The sequence below is a fragment of the Anaerosolibacter sp. genome, from assembly GCF_029240175.1.
Classification (GTDB): Bacteria; Bacillota; Clostridia; order Peptostreptococcales; family Thermotaleaceae; genus Anaerosolibacter.
Genome location: NZ_JARBTM010000012.1, coordinates 17,863 through 44,109, shown reverse-complemented (window position 1 = coordinate 44,109; position 26,247 = coordinate 17,863). Strand labels below are relative to the sequence as shown.

General features: G+C 35.9%; 23 protein-coding genes. 8 read left to right on the top strand and 15 right to left on the bottom strand.

What is annotated here, in order from left to right; all coding sequences use genetic code 11:
- Nucleotides 1-197: 197 nt before the first annotated feature.
- Together K0R93_RS10140 and K0R93_RS19305 are read left to right on the top strand one after the other, a co-directional pair.
- Nucleotides 198-695, top strand: coding sequence for a GNAT family N-acetyltransferase (locus K0R93_RS10140; RefSeq protein ID WP_300300796.1), 498 nt, complete (start codon nt 198-200; stop codon nt 693-695).
- A gap of 149 nt (nt 696-844) precedes the next feature.
- On the top strand, nt 845-1,051 hold the full coding sequence (locus tag K0R93_RS19305) for a hypothetical protein (protein WP_442870181.1): 207 nt from the start codon (nt 845-847) through the stop codon (nt 1,049-1,051).
- Between the two features lie 148 nt (nt 1,052-1,199).
- Here the strand turns inward: K0R93_RS19305 and K0R93_RS10135 are convergent, their stop codons facing one another.
- The 5 genes from K0R93_RS10135 to K0R93_RS10115 form a co-directional block, all read right to left on the bottom strand.
- Nucleotides 1,200-2,594 carry a L,D-transpeptidase family protein gene (locus tag K0R93_RS10135; protein ID WP_300300793.1) on the bottom strand — a complete coding sequence of 465 codons (1,395 nt, stop codon included), beginning with the start codon at nt 2,592-2,594 and terminating at the stop codon, nt 1,200-1,202.
- 350 nt (nt 2,595-2,944) lie between these two features.
- Nucleotides 2,945-3,802 carry a GNAT family N-acetyltransferase gene (locus K0R93_RS10130; protein ID WP_300300790.1) on the bottom strand — a complete coding sequence of 286 codons (858 nt, stop codon included), beginning with the start codon at nt 3,800-3,802 and terminating at the stop codon, nt 2,945-2,947.
- A gap of 269 nt (nt 3,803-4,071) precedes the next feature.
- Nucleotides 4,072-4,749 carry an endonuclease/exonuclease/phosphatase family protein gene (locus K0R93_RS10125; RefSeq protein ID WP_300300787.1) on the bottom strand — a complete coding sequence of 226 codons (678 nt, stop codon included), beginning with the start codon at nt 4,747-4,749 and terminating at the stop codon, nt 4,072-4,074.
- A gap of 1,039 nt (nt 4,750-5,788) precedes the next feature.
- Nucleotides 5,789-6,796: a DUF3231 family protein gene (locus K0R93_RS10120; RefSeq protein WP_300300784.1), complete on the bottom strand. Its 1,008-nt coding sequence runs from the start codon at nt 6,794-6,796 to the stop codon at nt 5,789-5,791.
- Nucleotides 6,797-7,282: 486 nt separating this feature from the next.
- Nucleotides 7,283-9,214: a tetratricopeptide repeat protein gene (locus tag K0R93_RS10115; RefSeq protein ID WP_300300781.1), complete on the bottom strand. Its 1,932-nt coding sequence runs from the start codon at nt 9,212-9,214 to the stop codon at nt 7,283-7,285.
- Between the two features lie 386 nt (nt 9,215-9,600).
- On the opposite strand from K0R93_RS10115, the gene K0R93_RS10110 reads away from it, so the two are divergent.
- The 3 genes from K0R93_RS10110 to K0R93_RS10100 all read left to right on the top strand — a co-directional run bounded on the left by K0R93_RS10110 (nt 9,601) and on the right by K0R93_RS10100 (nt 12,744).
- Nucleotides 9,601-10,458 carry an ornithine carbamoyltransferase gene (locus K0R93_RS10110; protein WP_300300779.1) on the top strand — a complete coding sequence of 286 codons (858 nt, stop codon included), beginning with the start codon at nt 9,601-9,603 and terminating at the stop codon, nt 10,456-10,458.
- 333 nt (nt 10,459-10,791) lie between these two features.
- Nucleotides 10,792-10,983: a hypothetical protein gene (locus tag K0R93_RS10105; RefSeq protein ID WP_300300776.1), complete on the top strand. Its 192-nt coding sequence runs from the start codon at nt 10,792-10,794 to the stop codon at nt 10,981-10,983.
- Between the two features lie 177 nt (nt 10,984-11,160).
- A complete protein-coding gene (locus K0R93_RS10100) occupies nt 11,161-12,744 on the top strand; it encodes a recombinase family protein (RefSeq protein ID WP_300300773.1) in 1,584 nt (527 codons plus the stop codon).
- On the opposite strand, the gene K0R93_RS10095 is transcribed toward K0R93_RS10100, so the two are convergent.
- From K0R93_RS10095 to K0R93_RS10065, 7 genes are all read right to left on the bottom strand, one after another.
- Nucleotides 12,675-13,064: a hypothetical protein gene (locus K0R93_RS10095; RefSeq protein WP_300300770.1), complete on the bottom strand. Its 390-nt coding sequence runs from the start codon at nt 13,062-13,064 to the stop codon at nt 12,675-12,677. The two genes, K0R93_RS10100 and K0R93_RS10095, sit on opposite strands and share 70 nt — an antisense overlap.
- A gap of 87 nt (nt 13,065-13,151) precedes the next feature.
- A complete protein-coding gene (locus K0R93_RS10090; protein ID WP_300301033.1) occupies nt 13,152-13,940 on the bottom strand; it encodes a gluconate 5-dehydrogenase in 789 nt (262 codons plus the stop codon).
- A 22-nt stretch (nt 13,941-13,962) separates the two neighbouring features.
- On the bottom strand, nt 13,963-14,805 hold the full coding sequence (kduI, locus tag K0R93_RS10085; protein WP_300300768.1) for a 5-dehydro-4-deoxy-D-glucuronate isomerase: 843 nt from the start codon (nt 14,803-14,805) through the stop codon (nt 13,963-13,965).
- 80 nt (nt 14,806-14,885) lie between these two features.
- Nucleotides 14,886-15,233: a cupin domain-containing protein gene (locus K0R93_RS10080; RefSeq protein ID WP_300300765.1), complete on the bottom strand. Its 348-nt coding sequence runs from the start codon at nt 15,231-15,233 to the stop codon at nt 14,886-14,888.
- Between the two features lie 80 nt (nt 15,234-15,313).
- Nucleotides 15,314-16,345 (bottom strand): TRAP transporter substrate-binding protein, encoded by a 1,032-nt coding sequence (locus tag K0R93_RS10075; RefSeq protein ID WP_300300762.1) that lies wholly within the window; start codon nt 16,343-16,345, stop codon nt 15,314-15,316.
- A 72-nt stretch (nt 16,346-16,417) separates the two neighbouring features.
- Nucleotides 16,418-17,716 (bottom strand): TRAP transporter large permease, encoded by a 1,299-nt coding sequence (locus K0R93_RS10070; protein WP_300300759.1) that lies wholly within the window; start codon nt 17,714-17,716, stop codon nt 16,418-16,420.
- A complete protein-coding gene (locus tag K0R93_RS10065) occupies nt 17,710-18,192 on the bottom strand; it encodes a TRAP transporter small permease (RefSeq protein WP_300300756.1) in 483 nt (160 codons plus the stop codon). Before K0R93_RS10065 ends, K0R93_RS10070 begins: the two co-directional genes overlap by 7 nt.
- Nucleotides 18,193-18,475: 283 nt before the next feature.
- Here K0R93_RS10065 and K0R93_RS10060 point away from each other — a divergent pair, with 283 nt between their 5' ends.
- Entirely contained in the window at nt 18,476-19,555 is a 1,080-nt protein-coding gene (locus K0R93_RS10060; protein ID WP_300300753.1) for a LacI family DNA-binding transcriptional regulator, read from the top strand.
- Between the two features lie 41 nt (nt 19,556-19,596).
- Here K0R93_RS10060 and K0R93_RS10055 read toward each other — a convergent pair whose 3' ends face one another.
- Together K0R93_RS10055 and K0R93_RS10050 are read right to left on the bottom strand one after the other, a co-directional pair.
- A complete protein-coding gene (locus K0R93_RS10055; RefSeq protein WP_300300750.1) occupies nt 19,597-19,746 on the bottom strand; it encodes a hypothetical protein in 150 nt (49 codons plus the stop codon).
- Between the two features lie 76 nt (nt 19,747-19,822).
- Nucleotides 19,823-21,820, bottom strand: a complete 1,998-nt coding sequence (locus K0R93_RS10050; RefSeq protein WP_300300747.1) for a methyl-accepting chemotaxis protein — start codon at nt 21,818-21,820, stop codon at nt 19,823-19,825.
- Between the two features lie 241 nt (nt 21,821-22,061).
- Here K0R93_RS10050 and K0R93_RS10045 point away from each other — a divergent pair, with 241 nt between their 5' ends.
- Nucleotides 22,062-22,445 carry a hypothetical protein gene (locus K0R93_RS10045; RefSeq protein WP_300300744.1) on the top strand — a complete coding sequence of 128 codons (384 nt, stop codon included), beginning with the start codon at nt 22,062-22,064 and terminating at the stop codon, nt 22,443-22,445.
- An 8-nt stretch (nt 22,446-22,453) separates the two neighbouring features.
- Here K0R93_RS10045 and K0R93_RS10040 read toward each other — a convergent pair whose 3' ends face one another.
- Nucleotides 22,454-22,996: a GNAT family N-acetyltransferase gene (locus tag K0R93_RS10040; RefSeq protein WP_300300741.1), complete on the bottom strand. Its 543-nt coding sequence runs from the start codon at nt 22,994-22,996 to the stop codon at nt 22,454-22,456.
- A gap of 344 nt (nt 22,997-23,340) precedes the next feature.
- Here K0R93_RS10040 and K0R93_RS10035 point away from each other — a divergent pair, with 344 nt between their 5' ends.
- On the top strand, nt 23,341-26,223 hold the full coding sequence (locus K0R93_RS10035) for a transglycosylase domain-containing protein (protein ID WP_300300738.1): 2,883 nt from the start codon (nt 23,341-23,343) through the stop codon (nt 26,221-26,223).
- The last annotated feature ends 24 nt before the right edge of the window (nt 26,224-26,247 follow it).

Sequence of the window (26,247 nt, the reverse complement as noted above, 5' to 3'; positions counted from 1 at the left end):
TTTATACCCACGGGCACAGGTAACTCCACCTAAACGCCAAGTCGTGTTATCCATCGGTTAAAAATTCTTTTTTTGTATCTCAAAGGAAATTCTGGAAGTTTATAGAAATAATAGTGTAAAATTTGTATTATCCAATCTTATTGTGAAGAAATAATCCTAGAACAAATATTCTAGATTAATAATACGGGAGGAAGAAAATGAAAGTATTTAATGGTTTACAATTTGATCATTTATGCGAGAAAGACATCGAATTATTAACACCTATTATGAAACGAGCTTTTGATGAAGATACGAAAAGGCATCTAAATGAAAATAATGGTGGTCCTGATGGATATGATAATGGTAATTTTTTAAGAAAGTGGGCACTTCACAAAGATAGTAAGGCATATAAAATCTGTAAAGATGACAAGCCTATTGGAGTCGCAATAGTCTGGATTAATGATAATCATGAAAACTTTTTAGGAAATATGTTCATTGATCCAGACTTACAGGATAAAGGATTAGGAACAATAGTTTGGAAGTTTATTGAATCTGAGTATCCAGAAACAACCATTTGGAGAACAGAAACTCCTGGTTTTTCAAAACGAAATCACAACTTCTATGTGAATAAGTGTGGTTTTAGAATTATAAGAATTGATAATCCTGGTGACAAATACAATGAAAGTTACTTCATGGAAAAGGAAATTAAAAATTAGCTTAAATCTCTAGTATTTATTTATGTCACTTAACCGAGTGCGAGACAGTTTTGTTCTGTCACGCTAAATATGTATTTAATAACCCACTTATTCTCTGTTAAATAATTCCATAGTTTGATTTTATATGTTAGTATGAAACTAATCCTTAAATTGTTCTTTGGGGAACTCTTGCCTGGATAAAAAAACATGTAAAAAAATCCCATATACCGAATATTGCCTATTATCCTTTTTATGAGAACGATTTTGGATATAGTTTTTTGCTTAGACTTGGTGATAAATGCGAATGCTTAGAGCCTGAAAATGTTCGGGCAGAGATAACTCGACGTGTCAAGAGCTTGTCAGCCATTTATGTTTAAAACAGCCCAGAAACAATATATATTGTCTCTGGGCTGTTTGCTCATTTACGGGTGAAACGGTTCCCCCGTATCGTTTTAGCAGCAGTTTTTGCATTTTGTTCGCCCTAGGCAACTGGATATCTTCAGTGTCAGGCATCGAAGCAAATATTTATTCTTCATAACAAATAATAGGCGTTCCATCTTCTATATTATCAAAAATTTTTTTAGCTAGATATTTTGGGGCATTTACACATCCATGGCTTCCTCTTCTTTTATATATATCTCTTCCAAATGAATATCTCCAGCTTGCATCATGTAATCCTATATTTCCGTTGAAAGGCATCCAATAAGTTACTTCAGCTTCATAATGTGGTCCTCTTAAAGTTGCTCCTTCTTCTTTATAATTAAGCATATAGACTCCAACCTTAGTAGAATACCCTTTATTGGGATTACCTGTTACTACGGGACCTTGGGTTATAAGCTTTCCATCTTTATAAAACCATAAGTATTGTCTTGTTATATTAATTTCTACATATGTATTGCCAATGTCATCTGAACCCCTATATAGAGCCCTCTGAAGATATTTAGGTTCTTTTCTAAGCACGTCACCACGTTTTATATTCTCTATTAATGCTTTCGTTTCAGCAACTTGATCGATTTTCCATCCATAAAATCCGCCTTTAACTTCTACGATCTTGTTTGTAGACGTTTTAATTTTTCTTGCTACGCCAACGGTATCATATTTTTCACTCAATTTCTGCACATATTTATAAACTGCCCTTTTCTCTATTTCTACTTCTAAATCTTCATCAACACTAAGCCATTGATTTATTGTATTTGCATCCAATATTTCACTTTCATTTTCAAACAAATAAGTGATTTTTGTTGATATATACTTATCTAGTAAATTCTTAGTTTTAAGCGTCTTATCAGAGCTTAAAGTGTACTTTGGATTATCGTAACAAAGGTTTTCATTTAAATCTAACTCTGTTTCCCCCCGTAATATACTCTTTTCTATCGCATTAATTAATTTATCTCTATTGATTTTATTTCCGTACACTTCACCAATCGCTTCATATGAACCATTTGAATACCGAAAACTAACATTTTTAGGTTCTACAATCTCTTTATGTAAACAATTTAATGCATTAATTTTATTAGCTAATTGCTCGTTATTATACATAAATAAATTATTGACATAATATTTTTGCTGCTTGAATAATGAGCTTATCCATTTAAATGGGCTTTGTCGTCGATAAACTATATAGATTTTATTTCTTTCATTGTAATGCATTTCAATTTCCTGTCCTATTATTTCTTCAATTTCTCCATTTCTTTCAATCAGTTGTAAATTATAATCTTCAATAAAATTTTTAAATAGATCATCCACATCATCATGTGCTTTTAATGAGACATCTACTCCATTTATTACTGTATTAAAAAAGTAATGATTGATAAAGTATAATGAGATAAGCGCATATATTAGCATAATTAAAGCTATTAAGATAATAAGATTTTTTCTAAACAGACTTTGAAAAAGCTTTTTTGTGTTAATATTTTTCATAGCTATCTATACCCTTCATACAAATACATTTTATTAAGCATAACAACTAATTAATAATATGATTATGTTACTAGTCCTAATACTTAAACCATAGATAGCTATATTGAAGGTCTTTAAAATTTGCTGACTGCTAATTGCATAAAAGTAGTCAGTAGAAAACTAAATCCACAAAAAGTATGTTTCTAGATAATTTAAAGTTCTTCTTCAAGTCTTCCCCCCTCATCCTTATATCCCATTCAATCTCAAAGGGTCTCAGCATCAACCGTTCCGTTTCATCCTGTGAATAATTCTGTCTTTGTGCCATATTTATTTATGCTTACAACAGAATTTCCACACTTTTATAACCCCATCTATTTTATAGGAGTGAGATACATCTCATATTGTGAAATCTTATCCCGCTTAAATCCTAAATGCTTTAGAAATCCTTCTAGACTAGCATTGTTAGGAAAGCTAATGTTCAGCTCAGCAGGATTTGATAAGTTCGCAACATGACTCAACAATGTTTTTCCTATGCCCTTGCTACGGTGTGCAGGATGAATCCATAGAAAATATATTTTACCATTTGTATGGGCACTCATCGTCCCAATCAGACCTGTATCACCATAAACTCCATAATGGTTTACCCCTTCAAGCTTCTTGATATAATCAAAATCATTTTGCCAATTGATATGTATATCCTCTATATATGGCTGTAAGAGTCCTATAGTCTCCGTATCCATTTCTTTGATCGTATAGGCAGTTCCTAGGTTCGTGGATATAGAGGAAGGCTCGCTGTGGGAAAAATAACTGAGATCGTAGATTTTTTCATAGCCGAGTCCTTTGTATAACTGAATGGCTCGGTCATTTCCTACAATTACTTCTAAGAATAGTTGTTTACATCCATTCTCTACCCCAGTTTCTTTATGAAGTGCAAAGAGAGACTTACTGATTCCGTGGCCCCGATAGTCTGGATGGATACACAAGGTGCCACATCTAAGGGTTTTTACGCCTTCATATACCTTTATTCCTCCTAAAATCACTCCAATGGGCCTCTCCTCGTCTAATGCGATAAAGGAGTGCTTTAGCTCATTACCCTCTGGTCCAAAGAAACGTTTGATGAACACCTCTTGTGACATATCAAGTTTGATCATATAATCAGAAAATCCAACTTGAAAGGCTTTATAAATAATATCCAAGTCTACTTCAGTACATTTTTTATATGTGATCATTTTCCCCCACCTTTTCAATTTTTTTCATAACATGTCTATCAAGTAAATCATTTAGATTGTCCCATAATTACTAAACCAAATTCTACATTTGAGTGGTACACCTGCTATAAAACCTCAATTGTTGTTAAAATTAAGGTCTTATTAACCTTATTTTACCATTCTTTGAGCTTTTTCAAATAGCTTCTTTATATCTTCTTCTAAATTCAATGCATAAAGTAGTCATCTGGGACGGTACGGTTCGAAAGCATGACCCGAATACGACTAACCTTTTAAATAGTAATCTCTGCGATGATGGGATAGTGATCAGATAGCTTTACAGGGACCACTTGATAATTGAGTACCTTTATAGACTTGGATACAAAGATATAATCGATTCTTTTGTTATAGCTTATGAGGGTGGATAGATGTTCTTGCAAACAAGCCTTACCGGTATCAATCATTTGATGGCTGCTCCATTCTGTCACCGCGGTATTGAGATCCCCCATGAAAAGAAACGGTTCTTCTATGAAGGATATGTATTTTTGGATTTTTTCGATCTGCTTTTCCCTTTCCGCTCTGCTTAATCCCAAATGGGTATTCATGACATGGAGTCTTTGATGGTTTATCAACAGTGTCACATCCAATAATCCTCTTTGTTCTTTTGTACTGGGCAGTAGAATATGCTTTGTTTGGAGGATCTTATAGGGTGTAAAAATACCTACTCCGTAATAACCATCTCCAATTTTTACATTGGGAGCAAAAGCGCTGTTCATACCCAGATGCCGCATCATTTTACTGACCTGGTAACCACGCTGATTGTTTTCATTGATTTCTTGAATTCCAATAATTTGGCAGTCTTCCTCTTTTATAAAGTGAATGATTTTATCCAAGCTTGGGAGCATAAAAAGATCTTTTCCACTGTGAATATTATAGGACATTATTTTGATTTTGTTATTCACATATTTCATAGTTTCACCCCACAGATATTTAAACAATATGAGATCACTGAAAATTCCAGAATCACAGCCTTGGCTATTTACTATATTGTTTGACTTTTTTCAGTGCCTTCGAACAGCATTATCTATAGTTATATTATTCGAATAGAGTGAGAAACATGTAGATAAATGATAACAATAAAAGCCACTCCTAAGATATAGGAGGTATTGGGGGGAGGGGGAGCATTCATGTATCCAGGGTCAAAGTGGATTCCAATTTATGTAAGTCTACTTTGCTTTTTATTTATTTTTATTGCACCAAAACGCTCGTTTATGGCAAGAATAATTTATGGCTATTGAACATAGCGAAACTATTATTCAGCCAGTGTCAATACTATTACCATAATGTAATGACCATTAATACATACATATAGCCATTATGGGGCTATTTCTTAACAGAATTATACCGCGATTGTTTGACTATGAAAAACTATATTAGGTTAAATAGTAGAAATGATTCTTATATTAGAATAAACCCCTTAATTCCCTTTTTAACTATAAAGGGAATTAAGGGGTTTATAGCTGACAAAAAATCACTTTTTATTATTGAATCTGATAAAGAGATGTTGAACTGCAGTTCCAACTAATACGCCAAGGATCAAACATATTATAGGAAGCCATACAGGCCCTAGCAATATACTACCAACTCTAAATACTGAAGAATAAATGATCCCAATTGTTCCTAAGTATACAGGAAATACAAAGGGGAAAAAAGCATAAGGAGTTCTGCATCCACCAGAATCCCTGAAAGCGTCCCATATAGAGAACATATAGATACTCGGATAAAACAGTAACCATAAATAGTTCGTATGTTCAACTGCATCAAGGGTGTTACCTTGAAAACTCAACAGGATAATCTCATTTAGTTTGGATTTTATAATAATAATGATCTCCAGCACAATAAATAGAAAGCCTTTGAATAGTTTCCATTTAGTATCTGTCCGAAACCTGGTAGGGCAATACTCCATAGAACCCTTTCAACGCGGGCTTCCCTATCTATATCCATAAAAAGTTAAGACTTCACTAACTCTTTGTGATCTATTAACTGTGGTGGTTGCTCCATCCACTGGTTTTTTATCAAGATATCTAGACCATCCTCAGCATACTTACCTGTCTCTGCTATTGAGCTAGAATAATGTGCTTGTAAGTCATGTCTCATAGCAGTCGATAGCGCTAGACCATCCTGGCCCATGCTGGCGCCATGTAGTATTACTATATGATATAGCATAAGTTTATCTGAAAAAGGTGCAATAGTAGAGTCGGTAACGAATGAGTCTGAGGAGGTAGGAGCAGGTATATTTTCCTTATTATAGATGGCAGTTAGAGCATTTATTTTTTTGTCTGCAAGCTCTCTTCCTCTAAAGAAATACTCACTTACCTTTTTAGATTCAGCCACTTGCCCAAAACCAGTTATTAATGCTCCCCCAATAATATTAAATCGCAGACTGGCAAAAATAGAGGTGATCTCCCTTGCAATTAGAGGTCTACTCTGACTAAGCCATCCTCCTGAAAAAAAGCTTTGCTTATCTATGAAATCTGTTTTTTTAGTAAATTCAACTCTTGGACCTCTAATAAAAGTACCCTGTTGTACTAGCATATCTGCTACTTTATTGTAAAGTTCTACAGATTCGGATACAGATTTTGAAAAGAAATCACGAACATCAGAACGGATAACGTGGCTTAATACCAAAGTATAAGCGCCCATTCCAATCTCCGCCATATTAATTAGATACTTTAAATAAAAGGTGTCTGTAAATAGCCTGGGGGCATCCATATTGATATCATTGTCTGAAAAGCCTTGTGGAAGCGGGAGCCCCTCTTGATTAAAAATATTTGCAATTACTTGCAAATGTCCTTTAGATGTATCAAGCGCTTGTTGAATAAGTGGTCGCACTTCTTCATCTTCAACCGTATTTAGAAAGTGCTTCAGCACGCATACTGCCAAAGTATCCTCAGTATAAGCATTCCAAAACCCTGCTACTTCTGGTGCAGTAAGGTGAATTTTAGTCTTGTCCTGCATAATTTTATTTCCTCCTTATTTTCGTAAACAAATCTTCTCATGGGTATTATTTGTTAATTTCAGAAAATATAATACTTGGTTAAAATTGATTTTTTCATCTAAAACAACATTTTATAAATATAGAGCCATAATATTACTTCCACTTTTATATTCGCTATCTACAAAAAATAATACACACCCACGCTGTTTATATATAAACGACGTTGAGATTCACCATCAAGAAAGCTTTGGCCGATATCCTTGTACATGCCCATTTCAATCTTCGCACTTTTCATCCTCCTGTCAAAATATACGAATATATTTATTGCGCAGCTGTAAGTATTGTCTCACAAGCTACAATGAACCACCATCTCTTGATAGGGTTTCTTCTCGCTTTCAAGTAAATACAAGTTTGAAATTTCTTATGATACAGTTCACCGTTCCTTTGTATCAGCGGCTTTTAATCTATGCCTATCAAATTTCATCTAGCTAAATCTACCACTGCCTCTATTGATACTTCTCATTAGGATAATTCTTCTGAAACACATCAATGGCTATATCTCTTAAATCGTCTTCACTTAGTTTATTCAGTTGCTCCAAGATATTCTTTTTCCTATCTATTTGTGGGAATTCACTACGATTATCATATATATATTGAACGATATCCTTAAAAACCTGTGTATTTGCCCTAGTATGTGTATTATAAAGTTCCAGGCCTATATCAGATGAATAAAACTGATTCAAACACATGAAAGGCATTTCTCCATAGGCTAGCTGAGAAAGTTTAGCTCTATATTCAGTTTCACCTAACCATTTTGAGCTGAATCTGGTTTTGTTATCAATGGAGTGTTGGCTCTCATGAATAATATTTGATTTTATAGTAAAATCCTTCTGCAGCTTTTCAAAAAGGTAGACTTGTAATTCATTCTCTAGTATACCCTTGATCTTTGCATTTTCTATCTCAATATCTATCTGCTTCGTGATAAACTGAAGTGAAATATCTGGGGAAAAATATATCTGCAAGGGTTCTCTTGCCTCTTTGTCTGACTGAATACCTCCATATCCCTTTATGAAATCTTCTTTTGCATCTTTATTATAAAAGGAAGCCAACTTGAGCCCACTATCATATCCATTATCCTGAATCACCATGACAATTTCTGTCGGGCTTATGCTCCAGCCTCCTACTCCCCCGCCTTCCATTGATCTCCAATAATCCAGCCCATTGCTGATCATGTTTTTTAGTGTGATTACCTTCAAATCTGCTTCTGCTCCCCATAGAGAAGAATGTATCACAGCGCTATCTATAATTCTGCCAAAATGTGCTCCCATCATGCTTCCGTTTGCTTTTATATTCTCAATTCTTGCATGGAATTTCTTTTCTATCTCACCATTTATCGTATTTATCCATACCGTGGTTCCCCCTAGTTTTTCCTTTACTTGCGGAAATAACTTGGCTATACCCTCATAGGTGGGCTTGATTCTGCTGTAAAAAGTCAGTTCTTCACTCTTGCCATTTATGCATCTTTCTCGGTAATAGTCATCTAGTAAAGCACCTAATTCATCTCTGAAAGTTAAAAACACCTCTATTTCATTAAGTTTATTCCTAATATTTTCATTTGCTTGGTCCTGATCCAAGGCTTTTCTATATTCTATTGCCGCTTCATCATAGAGAACAAGGGTAGCATAAAGATTGGCCATTTGAAGATGAGTCATGCTATTCTTATCCCCAACTGCATCTTTGTATAGCTTATTCCACTCTAGAACTCCTTTATATACATAGTCTTGGCTTTCGTCTATGAGGTTATCGTTTTTCCATACTTTGTATGCCTTGTCGTATTGTCCTGTTTCAACATAAAGCTTGTGCAATTCAGCATTTGTTTTTATGCTAAAGGGATTCTTCTCTGAAGCAATCTCTAATACTTCAATGGCTTTTTTACTATCACTTAGCTTTAGATAGCAATCCCCGATATCAGTGTACAAATCAGCTAATTTAGGGTCGATAGGCACATTCTCATAGCTAGAAGAATTTTTTGCTGCTTTTTCATAGTATTTTATAGCTTTTTTGTATTGTCCCTTTGCTTTATAAATACATCCCATTCCCCTATAATGCTCAGGGTTTTCAGGGTTCACTTTTATGCCTCTCTCGAATAAGTCTTCAGCCTTTTCATAGTTTCTGAAAATATGAAACTCCATAAATCCATAATTGTTTAGTACCGTATCATTGTCCTTTATAATGTCGTAATTGTCCTGGAGCAGCTTCCTTGCTTCATCATATTTAAGAGAAGCTGTAAGCGTTATAAGCTCATTAAATATATCCATACTCTCCTTGCTTGGTTCTAAGACAATTTTGTTTACTGGCCCATCAGCTACACAAGCGGTTAAAGTCAGTATTAGTGTAATTATTAGTATAAGCTTACCAGTCTCTGTTATTTTTTTCATATCCTTTATTTCCTCCTTAAATAAATCCACTAATGATTTATTAGTAAATTACATTTTTGGATATATTCTACATACATTTTTAAATACGTAAGTATAAGCAATTTGTCTTTTGTTGTAAGATTGTATTTTTACGACATGGCGAAGGTTCTAATATGTCGCTAAATATATATTTAATGACTCTCCTACTTTCTGTTAGATAATTCCAAAGTTTGATTTTATATGTTAGTTGAAACTAATTCTTAAATTGTTCTTTAAGGGATGATTTCGCAGATAAAAATCAACATGTAAAATAATACCATTTAATGTATAATAGTCTTATACAGAGGGCTTTCTGATATCATGGCAGAAAGCTAGTTATATAATATTCTTGAGAGGAGTGTAGAAGAATGAATTTGTTGAAGATAGAAGATTTAAATGTAAAGCAAGTCATGGAGATATTTGACAAAGCTGATGATTTGAAAAACAATGTTAAAGGAACAGAATTATCAGGAAAGACAGCAGTATTGTTTTTTCCTGAATCAAGTATAAGGACACGAATTACATTTGAAAAAGCAGTAGCTGATCTTGGTGGAAGAAGTATTCTTTTTCAGCCCTCAACCATAGATAAAAGGGAAGAACTCAAGGATGTCATAAAGTATATTGGCAACTGGGCTAATTTTGTTATTATAAGACATTCTGATTTCAGTAAAGTGAGTCAACTAGCCAAGTATTCAGAAATTCCAATAATTAATGCAATGACATCAGAAAATCATCCATGTGAAATACTCTCTGATTTATACTCATTGAGCAAGATCAGGAATAACTATCGTGATTTGACATACACATTTGTTGGGGAGAAGGGAAATATATCAAGGTCATGGGCTGAGATAGCAAAGGTAATGAATTTGAAGTTTAATCATGTATGCATATGTGGGAATGAAATTAAGGAAAACGATGATAACTATTCATTCCATGTAGAACTTGAAGATATACTGTCTCAAAGTGATATTATTCTTACTGATCCTCTATCCAGTGAATTGAGAACAAAAGAATACATACAAAAATACCAGATAACATTGGACCGAATGAAAAAAACAAAAAAAAATTCGCTACTAAACCCGTGTCCTCCCTTTTTTCGTAGTGAGGAAGTTTCTACAGATGTTATTGAGTCTACCTATTTTGTAGGTTATAAATTTAAGGAAAACTTACTTTGTGTACAGCAAGCTATAATATTATACTGTTTAGAACATGAGGATGATGATTAGATATAGAAACTTGCTGTATAAAAATTTTTATGCGCGGATGCCTATAATGCATTTCTAGATAAAACTTCGTGCCCTAAATTCTTTTGCTTCGAGCAGATCATAAAATCTTGAGAAAGTTCTTTTCAAAGACGTTGCCAATACAGGTATCTTAATACAAGTTCAATACAACATAATAGTAACTGTGTTACATTCGCCAAAATTCATATAACCATCGATATGACTAGAACAGAAGGTGATTTTACCAATCACCTTTTTATTTTCTTGTTTTTGAATGAATCATATTATAAGATATATGCATAATATGTTGCATTTAATTTTAAGGAGGAATCAAAGATGAGTTGGATCTTATTTGTTATTAGTGCTATTGGTTCTTATATTATCTTCTCAGTTCAATTAGGACGGCCTGGTGGCTTACTTGAAGTTTTCATTAGTATTTCCCTTGCCGCAATATTTCAGCTCCCAAGATTAAGAAAACTTCGTCAGAAGGCAACAATTTCTCCAAAGGGGAGGAAACAAAGAAAATGAATACGGTAGAACCTATTCGAGATAAGAAAAAAATCGATGCTATAAAGAATCTTCTTTTTATTTCATTGCACTAAATAAACATTTAGTTATTTAATTCAGGGAACACCTGTTTTTATTATATTGACCTACATAGCCCTTTTGGTATTTTTTTTGCTATAATGATTCTGAGGTGATTGCATGAAAGCTGCTATTTACTCTAGAAAATCAAAATTCACTGGCAAAGGCGAATCTACACAAAACCAGATAGAAATATGTAAAGATTACCTGAGTACTCATTTTGACATTGACGAGTATGCTATCTATGAAGATGAAGGATTTTCAGGTGGAAATACAGCTAGACCTGAATTTCAAAAAATGATTAAAGATGCTAAATTTAAAAAGTTTGATATACTGATTTGCTATCGCCTAGATCGTATCAGCAGAAACATATCTGACTTCTCAAACCTCATCGAGATCATCAACGATAAAAGCATAAACTTTGTTTCTGTAAGGGAACAGTTTGACACCACTACCCCTATGGGCCGTGCAATGATGTATATAGCCTCTGTCTTTGCCCAGTTAGAGCGCGAGACAATTGCTGAGCGTATTAAGGACAACATGCATCAGTTAGCTAGATCAGGAAGATGGTTAGGCGGTACCTATCCCACCGGATTTAATTCTGAACCGATTGTATATATTGATTCAAATATGAAAGAGAAAAAGATGTACCAGCTGATACCTATTCCTGAGCAATTGTCTATTGTAAAACTTATATACGATAAGTATCTGGAACTTCAATCTTTATCAAAAGTAGAGACCTACTGCCTTCAAAACAATATAAAGACACCCCAAGGTAATGATTATCAAAAAAATACTTTGAAAATGATCCTCACTAATCCCGTATATGCCATAGCCGATGAAAGCATATATAATTTTTTCTCATCAAATGGCGCCGATATATGCAATGACAAAACTGAGTTTAACGGAAAAAATGGCGTTACTGCATACAATAAGAGAGTGTTGAAAAATAACATACTGCAGAAGATCAATGCTTTTTCGGAATGGACTGTAGCTATAGGCAAACACAAAGGGATCATTCCAGGGAAAGACTGGGTGGAAGTACAACGGACATTTAAACGCAATAGAAAAGATGCTCCTAGGCGTGGTACTTCAGCGGCTGCTATTCTTTCAGGTTTAATGCGATGCTCATGTGGCAGCTTTATGCGTGTTCATTATGGACAATTTAAACCTAATAGTAATGAAAGATACCATTATTATGGGTGCAATCTAAAGGTCCTCTCTAAAGGAGAGAAATGTAACGCTATTAGGTTATCCGGTGATAAGACGGAGAGTATTGTTATTGATTATCTGAAATATGCCATACCAAATACAGTATTTAAGAAAATACAGGATACTAAGAAAAAGTATAGAGATATGGATCAAAGGAATAAATCAATCAAAGAGCAAATTGATAAGAATTATAAAGCAATAGAAAACCTGGTCAAATCATTGGCCAATAATGAAAACAGCCTTGCTGCAACTTATATTGTAAGTGAGTTAGAAAAACTGGCTAAGGAGAATCAGGGACTAGAGAACAAGATCAACTCCAACTCAGATATGGAACTTTTTAGTCTCGAGTTACTGGAGCAGGCCTGTATTGAATTTGCTAAGAAAATCGATACCGCTGATTTTAACGAGAAAAGAAGGTTAATTCATACCATCGTAGATAAGATTGTGTGGGATGGGGAAAACTTGGACGTCAAACTCTTAGAAATAAAATAGCCCCTATTTAGGGGCTTATTATGTAGCACTTTTGTAATGCATGCATTGGCTTGCATCATCGTTACATTCCCATCATCATCGGTCCTTATGAAAATAAGATCCTGATATTTAATGTCACCAGAAACCCTATCATTGACTGCTTCATTAATGGCTCGAGTAGCAATTTCTCTCGCCTTCACCTGGGCAATGGCGAGTACAGCTGGTTTGATTTTTTGGTCAACAAACAAAAAACTGTAGATGATAAATAAGAACAAAAGTATCAGAGCCATAAAACCTTTAAAGTTGCTCCTTCTTCGTTGATACTTACTCCGATTAACCAAAAAATCACCCCCTTCTTATCATCATATGATGGATTGGGGTGATTTAGTGATATATTTAAATTCAATTCTTTTATTTTGCTAGAAAAATCATTGTGGCTGCTTGCCGATATATGCCAATATGCCCCCGTCAACATACAGAATATGTCCATTTACAAAATTAGAAGCATCGGATGCCAAGAACACAGCCGGACCTGTTAAATCATCTGGTTCACCCCAGCGTGCTGCCGGTGTTTTTGCAATGATAAAGTTATCAAAAGGATGACGACTTCCATCAGGCTGTTTCTCTCTCAAAGGAGCTGTCTGTGGGGTTGCTATGTACCCAGGCCCCAAACCATTACATTGTATATTTTGCTCACCATATTCACTTGCAATATTTTTTGTAAGCATTTTAAGTCCACCCTTAGCTGCTGCATAAGCAGATACTGTTTCCCTGCCTAGCTCACTCATCATAGAACAAATATTAATAATCTTTCCATGTCCCTTTTTGATCATGGATGGAATGACCGCCTTTGCACATATGAACGGTGCATTTAGGTCTACATCAATTACCTGTCTAAATTCTGCTGCACTCATTTCGCACATTGGTACCCTCTTAATAATCCCTGCATTATTTACCAAAATATCAATGATTCCTACTTCATTTTCTATTTGTGCAACCATTGTATTTACAGCATCTTCATCGGTAACATCGCAAACATACCCTTGGGCATCTATGCCCGCTGCTTTGTATGCTGCAACACCCTTGTCTACAAACTCTTTGCTAATATCGTTAAACACAATTCTTGCGCCTGCCTTTGCAAGGCCACTGGCAATTGCAAAACCTATTCCATAGGATGCGCCTGTTACCAGTGCAATCTTTCCTTTCAAAGAAAACATTTCTCCCACTTAATCCACTCTCCTATCGAAGCTCCGTTACCGGTATTGTATCCATATCATCAAAGGCTTGGTTTTCTCCTCCCATGGCCCAGATAAATGTATAGTTTGATGTTCCTGCACCTGAATGGATGCTCCAACTTGGACTAATTACCGCCTGCTCATTATTCATCACAATATGACGCGTTTCATTTCCTTCACCCATCATGTGGAATACCACATTATTCTCTGGTATCTCAAAATACATATAAACTTCCATACGACGCTCATGGGTATGTGCTGGCATGGTATTCCACACACAGCCCGGTTCCAATACCGTCAAGCCCATTAAAAGCTGGCAGGTTTTCAAGACATCGGGGTGGATAAACTGATTAATGATACGCTTGTTTGATGTTTCCAGTGCCCCCAATGGTTTTTTTGCTGCGTCATCTATTTTGATCAGCTTTGTTTCATAACTACAATGAGCGGGTGCACTTACCATGTAAAACTTCGCGGGTGCGCTTCCCTCATCTGAAGAAAAATAAACTTCTTTTGCTCCTCTTGTTATGTAAAGGCAATCCTTATATCCTAATGAATATTCTGTTCCATCGACGATAATCTTGCCGTTGCTTCCAATGTTAAATATCCCCACTTCACGTCTTTCGAGAAAGTAACTGGTACCAAAGTTTGCCCAAACATCCATCCCTTTGTCCAATGCAACTTCCTCATTGACAGGCATACATCCCAAAGTTACCATTCTGTCCACATGACTGTATACCGCCACTACTTCATCTGCTTTATACAAATCTGTAATCAAAAACTCATCTCTTACCTCTTGTGTGGTATATCGCTTAAAATCTTTTTGATTTGCTGAATATCTGATTTCCATATAATCTCTCCTATCAAAATTTATCCTTTTCAAAATTACTATTATTTAATACTCTTTTTGTCATCATGATTTTGCTTATATTATTTTACAAAATCTGTACGCATTGGTGTAAAAATATCCAGCAATATTCCTTTTTTGGTACATTTACATCCATGTATAACTTCATCTTGTTTCAGCATTGTATCGCCTTTTTTAACAACTTTGGTCTCACCTGAAATCGTAAACTCAAACTCTCCATCTACCACATAGGTGATTTGTGTATTTGGATGACTATGAAGGGCACCTACATCTCCTTCTTCAAAATAGTGCTCAACGCACATGACATTATCACAATATGCCAGTACCTTTCTTTGTACACCCCCATCAATTTGTTCCCCTATAACTTCGTCATTAAAAACCCACACTTTATTTTTTAAATTCTGATTCATATTTTCTCCTTTATTGTACAATGCTTATCATCTTAATGATAAGCATTGTACAATATACTATGTATTCATTTTATTTTTTACTATTTTACATTTTTAATTCTATTGATGATGTCGCTGTATTTTGTGTACTCACTATCACTGTATATTGGCTGCACTGCATCTACAAATTGTTGGAATATTTCAGGTGATAAGTAAGTCACTGTTACACCTTTCTCAACAGCTTGTTTCTCGTATTCTTTTTCCTGGCGAACCCACTCATCACGCTGGAATTTTGCAGCTTCCAAGGCAGCCTCTTTGATAATTTTCTGCTCATCAGTAGAAAAGCTGTTCCAAACATCTGTATTCACCAAAATCATTTCAGGCGCACGGGTATGCTGGTCAACGGTAAAGTATGGTGCAACCTCATTATGAGACTGTGACATATAACTTGGCCAGTTGTTTTCAGCACCTTCGATAACACCGTTTTGTATACCGGAATAGATTTCGTTGTAAGCCATTGGAGTTGGTGCACCACCAAGGCTGCTTACCAGGTCCATCATCAGCTTTGTTTCCTGAACTCTTATTTTTAAACCTTTCAGATCTGCAACAGTCTTAACTTCTCTCTTAGAGTTATAGAAGTTTCTTGCACCTGAATCAAACCAGGAAAGACCAAGTAATCCATCATCCACCATAGATGTTAGAAATTCTTCACCAATTTCGCCATCCAAAACTTTGAAGCAGTGATCTCTGTCGCGATAAAGGTATGGCATTGAAAGAGCATTCATGATTGGATTAATAGAAGCAAGAGGATTTGTACCTACACGGATGAAGTGAATGTCTCCCATCTGTGTTTGCTCAATTGCCACTTTTTCATCACCCAGAACAGCATTGTTGTATACTTCAATAACAATCTCTCCGTTGGTTTTTTCCTTAACAATTTCAGCAAATTTCAGATCACCCAAAACTGTCGGATATCCATCCGGATGATTATCAGCCAGCTTGTAAACTCTAGGCGCCTTGGCAGGTTCTGATGCTGCCGGGGCAGTAGAAGAGTCTGTTGGTTTAGGCCCTCCACATGCCGATAGTGTAAAGAGCAATGCTAGTGTTAATAAAACGGATACTACTTTTTTCATTTTAATCCCCCTTTTATTTATCCTATTGGATATTTAAAATATTACTTAACCGGAAACCCGGTAAAAGCCAAATTAATTAAACATCAGATTAGGAATTGTCATGGAAAATGCCGGAACAAACGTCAACAATAATAACACCACTATCATCGTTATGTAGAAAGGCATCATCGTCTTTGCAATATGTTCTATTTTTGCTCCGCCGATTGAGCAGCCAACAAAGAGCACTGTGCCAACTGGTGGAGTCAATAGTCCGATACTCAGATTAAGCATCATTACGATACCAAACTGAACAGGATCCATACCCATTGCAGTAACAACAGGCAACAAGATCGGTGCTGTTATCAAAATCAATGGTGCCATATCCATAATACAACCCAACACGAGCAAACTGGCATTAATGAGCAAGAGCAACATTATCTTGTCGCTTGTAAATCCCAATAATGCATTTGAAATAATGGTAGGAATTTTCAGTGTTGTCATCATATAGCCAAAACCCTGAGAAGCAGCGATTACGGACATAACCATAGCCAGTGTTCTCAGACTTTTCTTTAATATGACCCCAAAATGGGAAAACGGTATCTCTCTATAAATAAAAAATGTAACAATAAATGCCCATACACAAGCAACCGCTGCCGATTCAATAGCAGTAAATATTCCTGTAAACACACCTAAAATAATAATTACTGCTGTCAATAGACCAAAGAAACTATCCAAACCTATTTTGACTGCCTCTTTAGTGGAATACTTTTTCCCTCTCGGGTAATTTCTTTTTACTGCAATAATATAACTCAAAACCATCAATGCTAGGCCGAGCAAAACACCCGGTACCAACCCCGCCATGAACATCTTCCCTACGGATAATCCTCCGACTGCGGAGGCATAAATAATCATATTATGGCTTGGTGGAATCAATACACCTTGACATGCACTTGCAATCGTCACATTAATCGAATAATCTTTATCGTAACCCTGCTTTTCCATCATAGGAATCATCATTGCACCGATGGAAGATGTGTCTGCAACAGGCGAGCCCGATATTCCTCCAAAAAACATACTTGCTAAAATATTTACCATTGCAAGACCGCCACGCATTCGGCCTATCATCACATCTGCCAGTTTAATAAGCCGGTCCGATATCCCCCCCGCACTCATCAATTCGCCAGATAAAATAAAAAATGGTATTGCCAATAATGAAAATGAGTTGATTCCTTTAACCATTTGCTGTGCAATGGCACCGAGCGATATTCCCATATAAGCAGCTGATGCAAAAGCAGAAAGAGATAAAGAAAAGGCAATGGGCACTTTCAAAATCATAAGCGTGATAAAAAGTCCTATTAAGATTGCTATTGCAATTGTATTTGTTGTTACCATTTGTTTTCCCCCTTGACTTGCAATATAATCTTTTCAATTTCTACAAAAACTATAACCAGACCAACAATTGCAGGAACAACGTATTGCACAGCTACTGACATTCCTGTTGCTGGCAGCTTATTTCGCATCAGTTTGAATATGTACGGTTGTATGAAATATGCCATAAGTCCTCCAAACAGCAAAATCATAATCTTATCAAAAATCTCGATATAAAATAGAATTTTAGGTGGCAACCTTTTTACAAATAGGTCTATGCTGATATGCACCTCATCTTTGACCCCTAAGAGCATAGCAATAAAACAGAACCATATCATTAGCTGCAAAGACACTTCTTCACTCCATCTTGGTGCTTGGTTGAAAAAATATCGCATCACTACATGATAAAAAATAATCGTAACCATGGAAACCAGCATTATAGCTGCGATTGCTTCCAAAGCCTTACTGATGCCATCAATAATTTTTTTATAGAGTTTCAATATCACACCTCCTTAGAAAACGTTTACTTAATTATAAGTTTATCTTTTAGAATTGTCAATTATCTAATGTTATTTTGTTATGTTTTTACATAATTAACACTAATTTTTACGGTTTTTTGCCATATTTAAGAAGTATTTGTTAATATAATCCAATTATTTTGGTATTTTTTCTAGTTAAACGTTTACGTAATCGTTTGCTTTGTTTCATTGACACAACTTGGTATTTACTATATCATTGTAATATATTTTACAATTTGTATGCTTTTAAAAGGAGCTATATAACATGTACGAAAAGGTGACAATGAAAGATATTGCCAAAGACTTGGGCATTAGTGTTACTACCGTACACCGCGCCCTGCAAGGAAAAGACGGTGTCAGTGAAGAAATGGTGCTAAAAATCAAACAGTTAGCATCACAGATGGGGTATAAAACCAACTACATGGCCTCCTCGTTAAAACGAAAGGATTTTAAAATTGCAATTGTTCTCCCAGAACCAACAATGAACAACAAGTATTACTATATGAACCTTTGGATTGGTGCCAGGCGTTTTCTGGATCAGGTTTCAGAATTTAATATCAAGTCACTAGACTTTTACTATCCTTTACAAAAGAACAGCCACGGGGATAAGCTAAAAGAAGTATATGATCTATACGCCGATGAGATAGACGGATTATTAACCATCGCTGTGGACGACAGTAACTCTTCATACTTTCTAGAAAAATTTTCACAAAAAAATATTCCTATCGCATTATTAGGGTCTGATCTATATAAAGACTTAAGATTTTGCTGCGTAAAATGCTATGACGAGATGGTTGGTAATCTTGCTGCCGAATTACTAACTTCATTTCATCCTACAGACTTTTCCCCCAATATTATTTTGACAGGTAATCCGATTGGTGATTTGTCCATGTTGGACCAATATTACAATTTCTTAGGTTTTAAAAACTATATAGAGACTAATTTCCCTGGGAGCAATTTGATCTACACCTACGGACACGATGTAAATCTTGTTAAAGAGCAATTACGGAACACAATTTTAAACACCAAAGATATTTATGCCATTTACGCTCAAAGTGCACGACATACTGTTTTGATCTGCGAATTGATTGAAGAAATGAATTTACAAGGAAAAATCAAGCTAGTAGGAAATGACTGTTTTTCTGATAGCATCAGCTACCTGGAGAAAAACATCTTAACCGCACTTATTGATAAGAAAATATCTACTCAAAGTTATGTTGCCACAAAAATGCTCTTTGATTTTTTGGTAAAAGGAGAATATCCTTCTAGTAATTTAACTCAAATACAACCTACAATCGTGTTAAAAAGTAACATCGAATTCCATGCTCAAAGTTATATTTTGTGACATTTTTATACCAAAAAGCAGTCAAAGCTGAGGAAATTTCCTCAGCTTTGACTGCTTTTGCCAGCAAATTCTTTCATACAATGGACCAAAGAACCATCCTCTAAATGAAACTGAATGCATACGCAGCATTGTCCATGAATCTCACAATTTTCATCCGGGCAAGAACAAAATTTCTTATCGCATACGGTCATTTGACTTCCTCCTGGGCATAGTTATTTATAGTCTTATACCCAAGTCCTAGATGCTTAAACAAAAAATCATATAATTTTATAGTTTAAATGCCTTGACTGTATCCTTTAAATTTTGAGCCAACTCTCCTAAACTACAACTGGATGAAGCAATTTCTTCCATTGAAGCAGTTTGTTCCTCTGTGGCTGCTGAAACATTTTGAATCTGACTTGATACATTTGTACTGATTGTCTCAATTTTACCTGCAGCAGTCACAACAGCATTTGTACTTTGAGATATTTCTTCCACAGCCTTGGCTGCTCTTTCTATTTGTTGGCTGATTTGTTCAATCCATAAAGATATATCTACAAAGGTTTTCTCAGCTACTTGGACAATTGCAATTCCTTTTTTTACTTCTTCTGTACTGGTGTCCATCGCTATGTTGGCATCTTTGATACTTGCCTGGTTTTCATGGATCAAATCACTGATCTCTTGTGCAGCCTTTTGGGATTCTTCAGCAAGCTTCCTTACTTCTCCAGCAACCACTGCAAATCCTTTACCTTGTTCTCCAGCCCTAGCAGCTTCAATAGATGCATTAAGAGCCAATAAGCTTGTTTGATCTGCGATCCCTTTGATCACATCGGTAATTTCATTCATTTTATCAGAACTGCCTGTAATTCCCCTTAAAGATTTACCTACCTGTTGAGCACTTTGACGAATATGATTCATCTGCTGGATAACCTTTTGTATTTCTTCTTTTCCAGTGTTTGATTGCTGGGCAACCTGCTCACCTAGTTCATTAATGTGCTGGGTATTCTTAGATACCCCCTCAATTTGTAACGAAATATTTTCTATGGCAGCAGCTGTATTCATAATCTCTTTTACCTGTAATTCTGCACTTTGGGTTACTTCCTCAGCTGATGAAGCAATGTGCTCAGATGCCTGAGCTGACTGTTCTGATGTTGCTATTAGCTGTTCAGATGCAGACGCAACATGCTCAGCAGAATCAAGAATTTGAACGGATATCTTTCTCAAGCTCTCAACAATTGACTGAAATGCCGAAGCCAGCCGACCAGTCTCATCCTTCATTGAAAGGAATCTTTGGTCTATATTATTTCTTAAATCTAAATTTGCGATGTTCTCTGCATACCTCGTTAACCCGATAATTGGTTTTGTGATAGAGTGTCCTAAGAGGAACGTCAAGATTAGGGCAATTGCCTGGGAAATGATTAGTGCCAAAACAAAACCCTGAATCAATCCATTCATAGATTTTTCTGCCTCCGAAACAGGTATGGCGAATCCAACTGTCCATTTTGCAGAAGGAATCACTGCACTTGAAAAATATCGTTCATTATCATCATAGTCTGCTAAAGGCGTCGTGCTATTCTCCTTATTACTCAAAACATTCATCAGTTTCCCTTCCATAACAGCCGAAATGTTTACGACACGATCAGCCGTAGGCGTAAAATCTTTATGAGGGTGAACCATAATGTTCTGGTCTTGATCCATCAAGAAACCATAACTATTTTCAAAAGGCTTCGCTCCTTGGATGAGTTCAACAATTCTTTGTATTTCAATATCAGAGCCTAAGACGCCCATTACTTGTCCATTCTCCATGATTGGCTTTGCAATAGTAATAATCATTTTTCCTGTGGTTGCATCAACGTAAGGGGCAGTGTAAATGAGTTCTTTTCTATCCACTGCTTCCTTATACCAATCCCGCTCAGTGCATTTATAATCATCAGGCGCAATCCATCCATCTCCTGAAACGAAACGATTATCAAAAAAACCTAAATAAACCGCAATGCTATACTCATTGGACTCCGTCCGATTGGTTAAATAACCTAATAGTGTTTCTGTATCATATTGATCATGGAGCATGATGCTGTCTCCAATTTCTTCAATACCTTTTCCCTGGGTAAGAAGCCAGCTATTTATAGTTTCTCCATATTTGTCAGAAGCCATCTGAAGCTTTCCAAGGGATTCCTTTGTTATGCTTTTTGAGGCAAGATAATAGCCTACAACGCCTGAAATAGCAAGTCCTAAAATACTAATACAGCACACAAGTATGATTATTTTGGTTCGAATGCTTTTCATTTTTACCCCCTAATTATGTATTTTCTATGTACCATTGATATTTTAACATATTTTTGTCTCATTTTGTTGTCTAATCTTGTTCTCTAATCATCCCTTTTATAACAATATTTTCCTTAAGCATTTAAATCCCTAGCCTTTTTTCCGACTTTTCTCCACACATGCTCTAATGAATATATCCCTTTCCATGGGGTAGCTCCTATGGTATCCTATAGGTAAGTTGACGAAGCTAGGAGGAACCATAATGGATTCAAATGTATTACAAGAAAAGTTTGAGGTGATTTTCAGAATTGATACCTCGACCCTATTCAACGAACCTGAGGTATATTATTTTGCCCTAGGATATGTATTAAAATCTGTATTCGCAGAGTTAGGCGGTATTGATCAATATAGAAATGAATTTAATTATCTTACAAATCCTTATATTCCAGCAGATATTCAAACTTTATCAAATCGAATCCTTATGTTTTTTAAAAAAATAAAGCTCCATTCCAAGATTCAGAATAAGGAGCTTATCAACTTTATAGATATTCTATTATCAGCGGAAACATTGCTCTCTAGGACCAACGTGAAGCTTCGTATCTGTGAAACTGCTTTTTATGCTGGTTTGTACAGTAAAAACTGTTGAATTGACAACTACTTACCTATATTACGTTTGATTTTTTTCTCCATGACATAAACCACAGTCACCTTATCTTTAATTCTGTAGTTCTCCCTCGTATCAATTTTTTCAAATCCTAATCCTTGCCAAAACTGGTAGGCCCTCTTGTTCTCTTGCAGTACGCCTAATCTTAGTCTTTCTGCACCTTGACTATATGTCCAAGCTTCATGGCCCTTATAAAAATCATGCCCAACCCCTTGTCCCCTATACTTTGGGTCTATCATCATTTGTCCAATAAACCAACAGTCATGGTCGGGATAGCCTTTTATGGTTTCAATAATACCAATGATTTCTTCCTCAGCTTTGAATAAACCGATAACAATCTTATCCTCCCCCGTCTTTCCAGGAGGTAACTCGTCAAATAATTCCTCTGCTGCATTCATTGGTACATCCATTTCTCCATGGAGTTGATAATAATCTATACAACTTTCACAAAGTTCTTGTAACGCTTTCGTGTCCTTCCTGTTTAGTATAGATGTCCAAGCATCACCTACATAAAACACGCTCCTCACGTCCATAAGAATCCCCCTATCTATCAAGTGAAACCATTTCATCGCATTAAACAATTCTACAAATATTTGTTTATTTATAGATATTTTATCATATTGTTTATTGTTTTCAATAATGATTTTCAGTTTTTCCCTATGCTATGAGCTCCATATTTACGAAGTCTATATCCGCTCATAAAAATGCTTTCAGGATCAAAAGGAATCTTAGATGAACCTCACGCTATGCTGTAGTCTTTTCAATGTAACCGAATTGAAAACTGAATCTTATTAACATACTTTGGCGAATATGATATAATGATTTCAAGTTGTGTACTTGCACTTTGCTTTTCCTTAGTGTATTAGGAGGGATTACTTTGTCAGAGAATAATGAGCGAAATACGAAAAAGAAAAAAAAGAAGAAAAAATATAGCATATTGAGAATCATCCTTGTGTTTATCCTATTGGTTGGTTTCATTGGTTCAGGCGCATTGGGCGGATTGGTATTTGCCCTTGTCAAATCGGCAAAACCTATCGATGTGGCAAAGCTTGATTCTGTATTGTCAGAAAACTCCTTTATCTTTGATAAAGAGGGCAATCTGATCGAAAAAGTCGAAAGCAATGAACTTAGAATTCCTGTGGAATATGATCAAATACCTGTCCACTTAAAAAATGCTATTATTGCTATCGAGGATAGAAATTTCGAAAAGCATAACGGAGTAAGTATTAAAGGTATAGTTCGTGCTGCATTAGAAAACTTGAAAGCCGGTGCTAAGGTTCAGGGTGCCAGCACCATCACCCAGCAATTGGCCAAAAATCTCTACCTGTCTAATGAAAAGGCATATAGTAGAAAGATTATTGAAGCCTATTATGCTATGCAGATTGAAAGTCAGTTAAGTAAGAATCAAATTCTTACAGCATACCTTAACTCTTCTTATTTTGGGGCAGGTGCCAGGGGTGTCCAAGCAGCCTCCCATGCATATTTTTCAAAGGACGTTAGTGAATTAGATTTGGCCGAATCAGCGCTAATTGCAGGGATTACCAAGAATCCATCGAAGTTTTCACCACTGAAAACATTGCGCAAAGAGGATATCGATCCAAGTAAACATTTTATCATTGATGACTCTGATGCTATTTATACAATTGTATATGACGAAAGATTTAAAGAGAGACAATCTTTGGTTTTAAAGCTGATGAAAGACGAAAACATGATTACTGAGGAAGAATATCAGTCAGCATTAAGTGTCGATATTAAGAGCCGCTTAAAACCAGGCGGGCGTCAAGTTTCTACTGGTATCACTTCCTATTTCGTTGATCAAGTGAAACACGATGTCATACAAGCCCTAATGAAAGAATTAGATAAAACAGAAGAAGAAGCAAAGGATATGCTATATAACCAAGGGCTTCGTATCTACAGTACAATGGATTTAAATATACAAAAAGAATTAGAAAAAGCATATGAAGACAGCAAGAACTTTCCACAACTTGTAGCAAAGAAAGACAAGGCAGGCAATATACTTAACAAAACAGGATCTGTTTTATTATTTAAATATGAAAACTTGATCAACGCCAATGGTCAGTTGATGATTTCGAAAAACGGCTATCAATTTGACCCTGCAGGAAACTTAATTCTCTTAAAAGGACACCAACTAAGCTTTGATCCATTATATGAAAATGGTAATATTATAGGAGTTCAATCAAATGTAAGGGATGTCTATAGCCTTAGTACGGATAAAGAATACCTTATGTACAAAGGCGGTCCTATGAATATCCCTCATCAATATAAATCCTATGATGATAAGAAAAATCTAGTCATCAGCAAAGAATTCTTGGATAGTAATCCTGATTTCTTCGGGAAAACAGATAATGGCACTTTACTTGTAAACAAAGAACACTTTTATATAAGCGATCAGGGTGTAGTCCAACCCCAATCAGCCATGGTGATCATGGATCATCAATCAGGTGAGATCAAGGCATTGGTAGGCGGTCGTGATATTAAAGGCCGGAGATTGTACAACCGTGCCATTAACCCTAGACAGCCTGGTTCTGCCATCAAGCCTTTATCCGTATATACACCAGCCATCGATAATGGTTGGACTGCGGCCGATGTGGTGGATGATGCGCCAAATTACGACGAAAAGGGTAACCTTTGGCCTAAGAACTCCTATAAAGGCTTCCATGGTCTTTCAACTTTAAGAGAAGGCCTCCAGTGGTCTATCAATGTTCTGGCTGTAAAGATCACTGAACAAATTGGCGTGAATACCTCTTTAGATTATTTGAAGAAGTTTGGTATTACAACCGTAGATGATCAAGGTGGTACCAGTGACTTAAACCTTGCTGCCATGTCACTGGGAGGTATGACCAACGGTATATCACCTTTAGAGATTACTGCTGCTTACGGAGCATTAGCCAACGGCGGTGTTTATACAAGTCCAAAATCCTTTGTAAAAATAACCGATCGTGACGGAAATGTGATTCTAGAGCACACAAGCTTTAAGAATCTCGTTGTAAAGCCTGAGGTTGCCTTTATTGTGACAGATATGCTAAAAAGTGTTGTAAGCGGCGGTACAGGTAACAGAGCAAAATTGGATAATGGTAATGACAGTATTCCTGTAGCTGGTAAGACAGGTACTACTTCTGATAACTATGATGCTTGGTTTGTTGGTTATACCCCTTATTATGTAGGCGGTGTATGGATTGGAAATGATGTGCAGATGCAGCTGGCCAGTGGAAGTACAGTTAGTGCCCAGCTCTGGAAAACCGTAATGTCCAAGGTTCATGCAGGACTTCCGCCTAGAAGCTTCCAGAGGCCTGAAAACGTAGTTTCTGCTCAGGTTGATACCAAATCAGGTAAGCTTCCAACCCAGCTAAGCTATCTTGATCCTAGAAATACAGTGCGCTCTGAATACTTCATTAAAGGAACTGTACCTGGAGATTATGACGATGTTCATGTCGAAGTTGAAATCGATACAAGTACCAATAAATTGGCTACTCCATACTGTCCACCTACACTGATTGAAAAGCGTGTTTTTGTACAGAGAAAAATTCCTATTAATCCTGCTTCAGGTGTTTTACCAAATGACTATATTTATGAAGTGCCAGGGGAATGTGATGTTCACTATCCTGGAAGTGATGGAACAATCATTGATCCTCTAAATCCTACAGCGCCTCCATTCATACCTGATGATATGAATGGCAATAATGATATGTCAGAAGATCCACAACCGGATATCATTGATAGCAATTCAGATAACCAATAATAAAAAGATTACCACTCCAAAAGA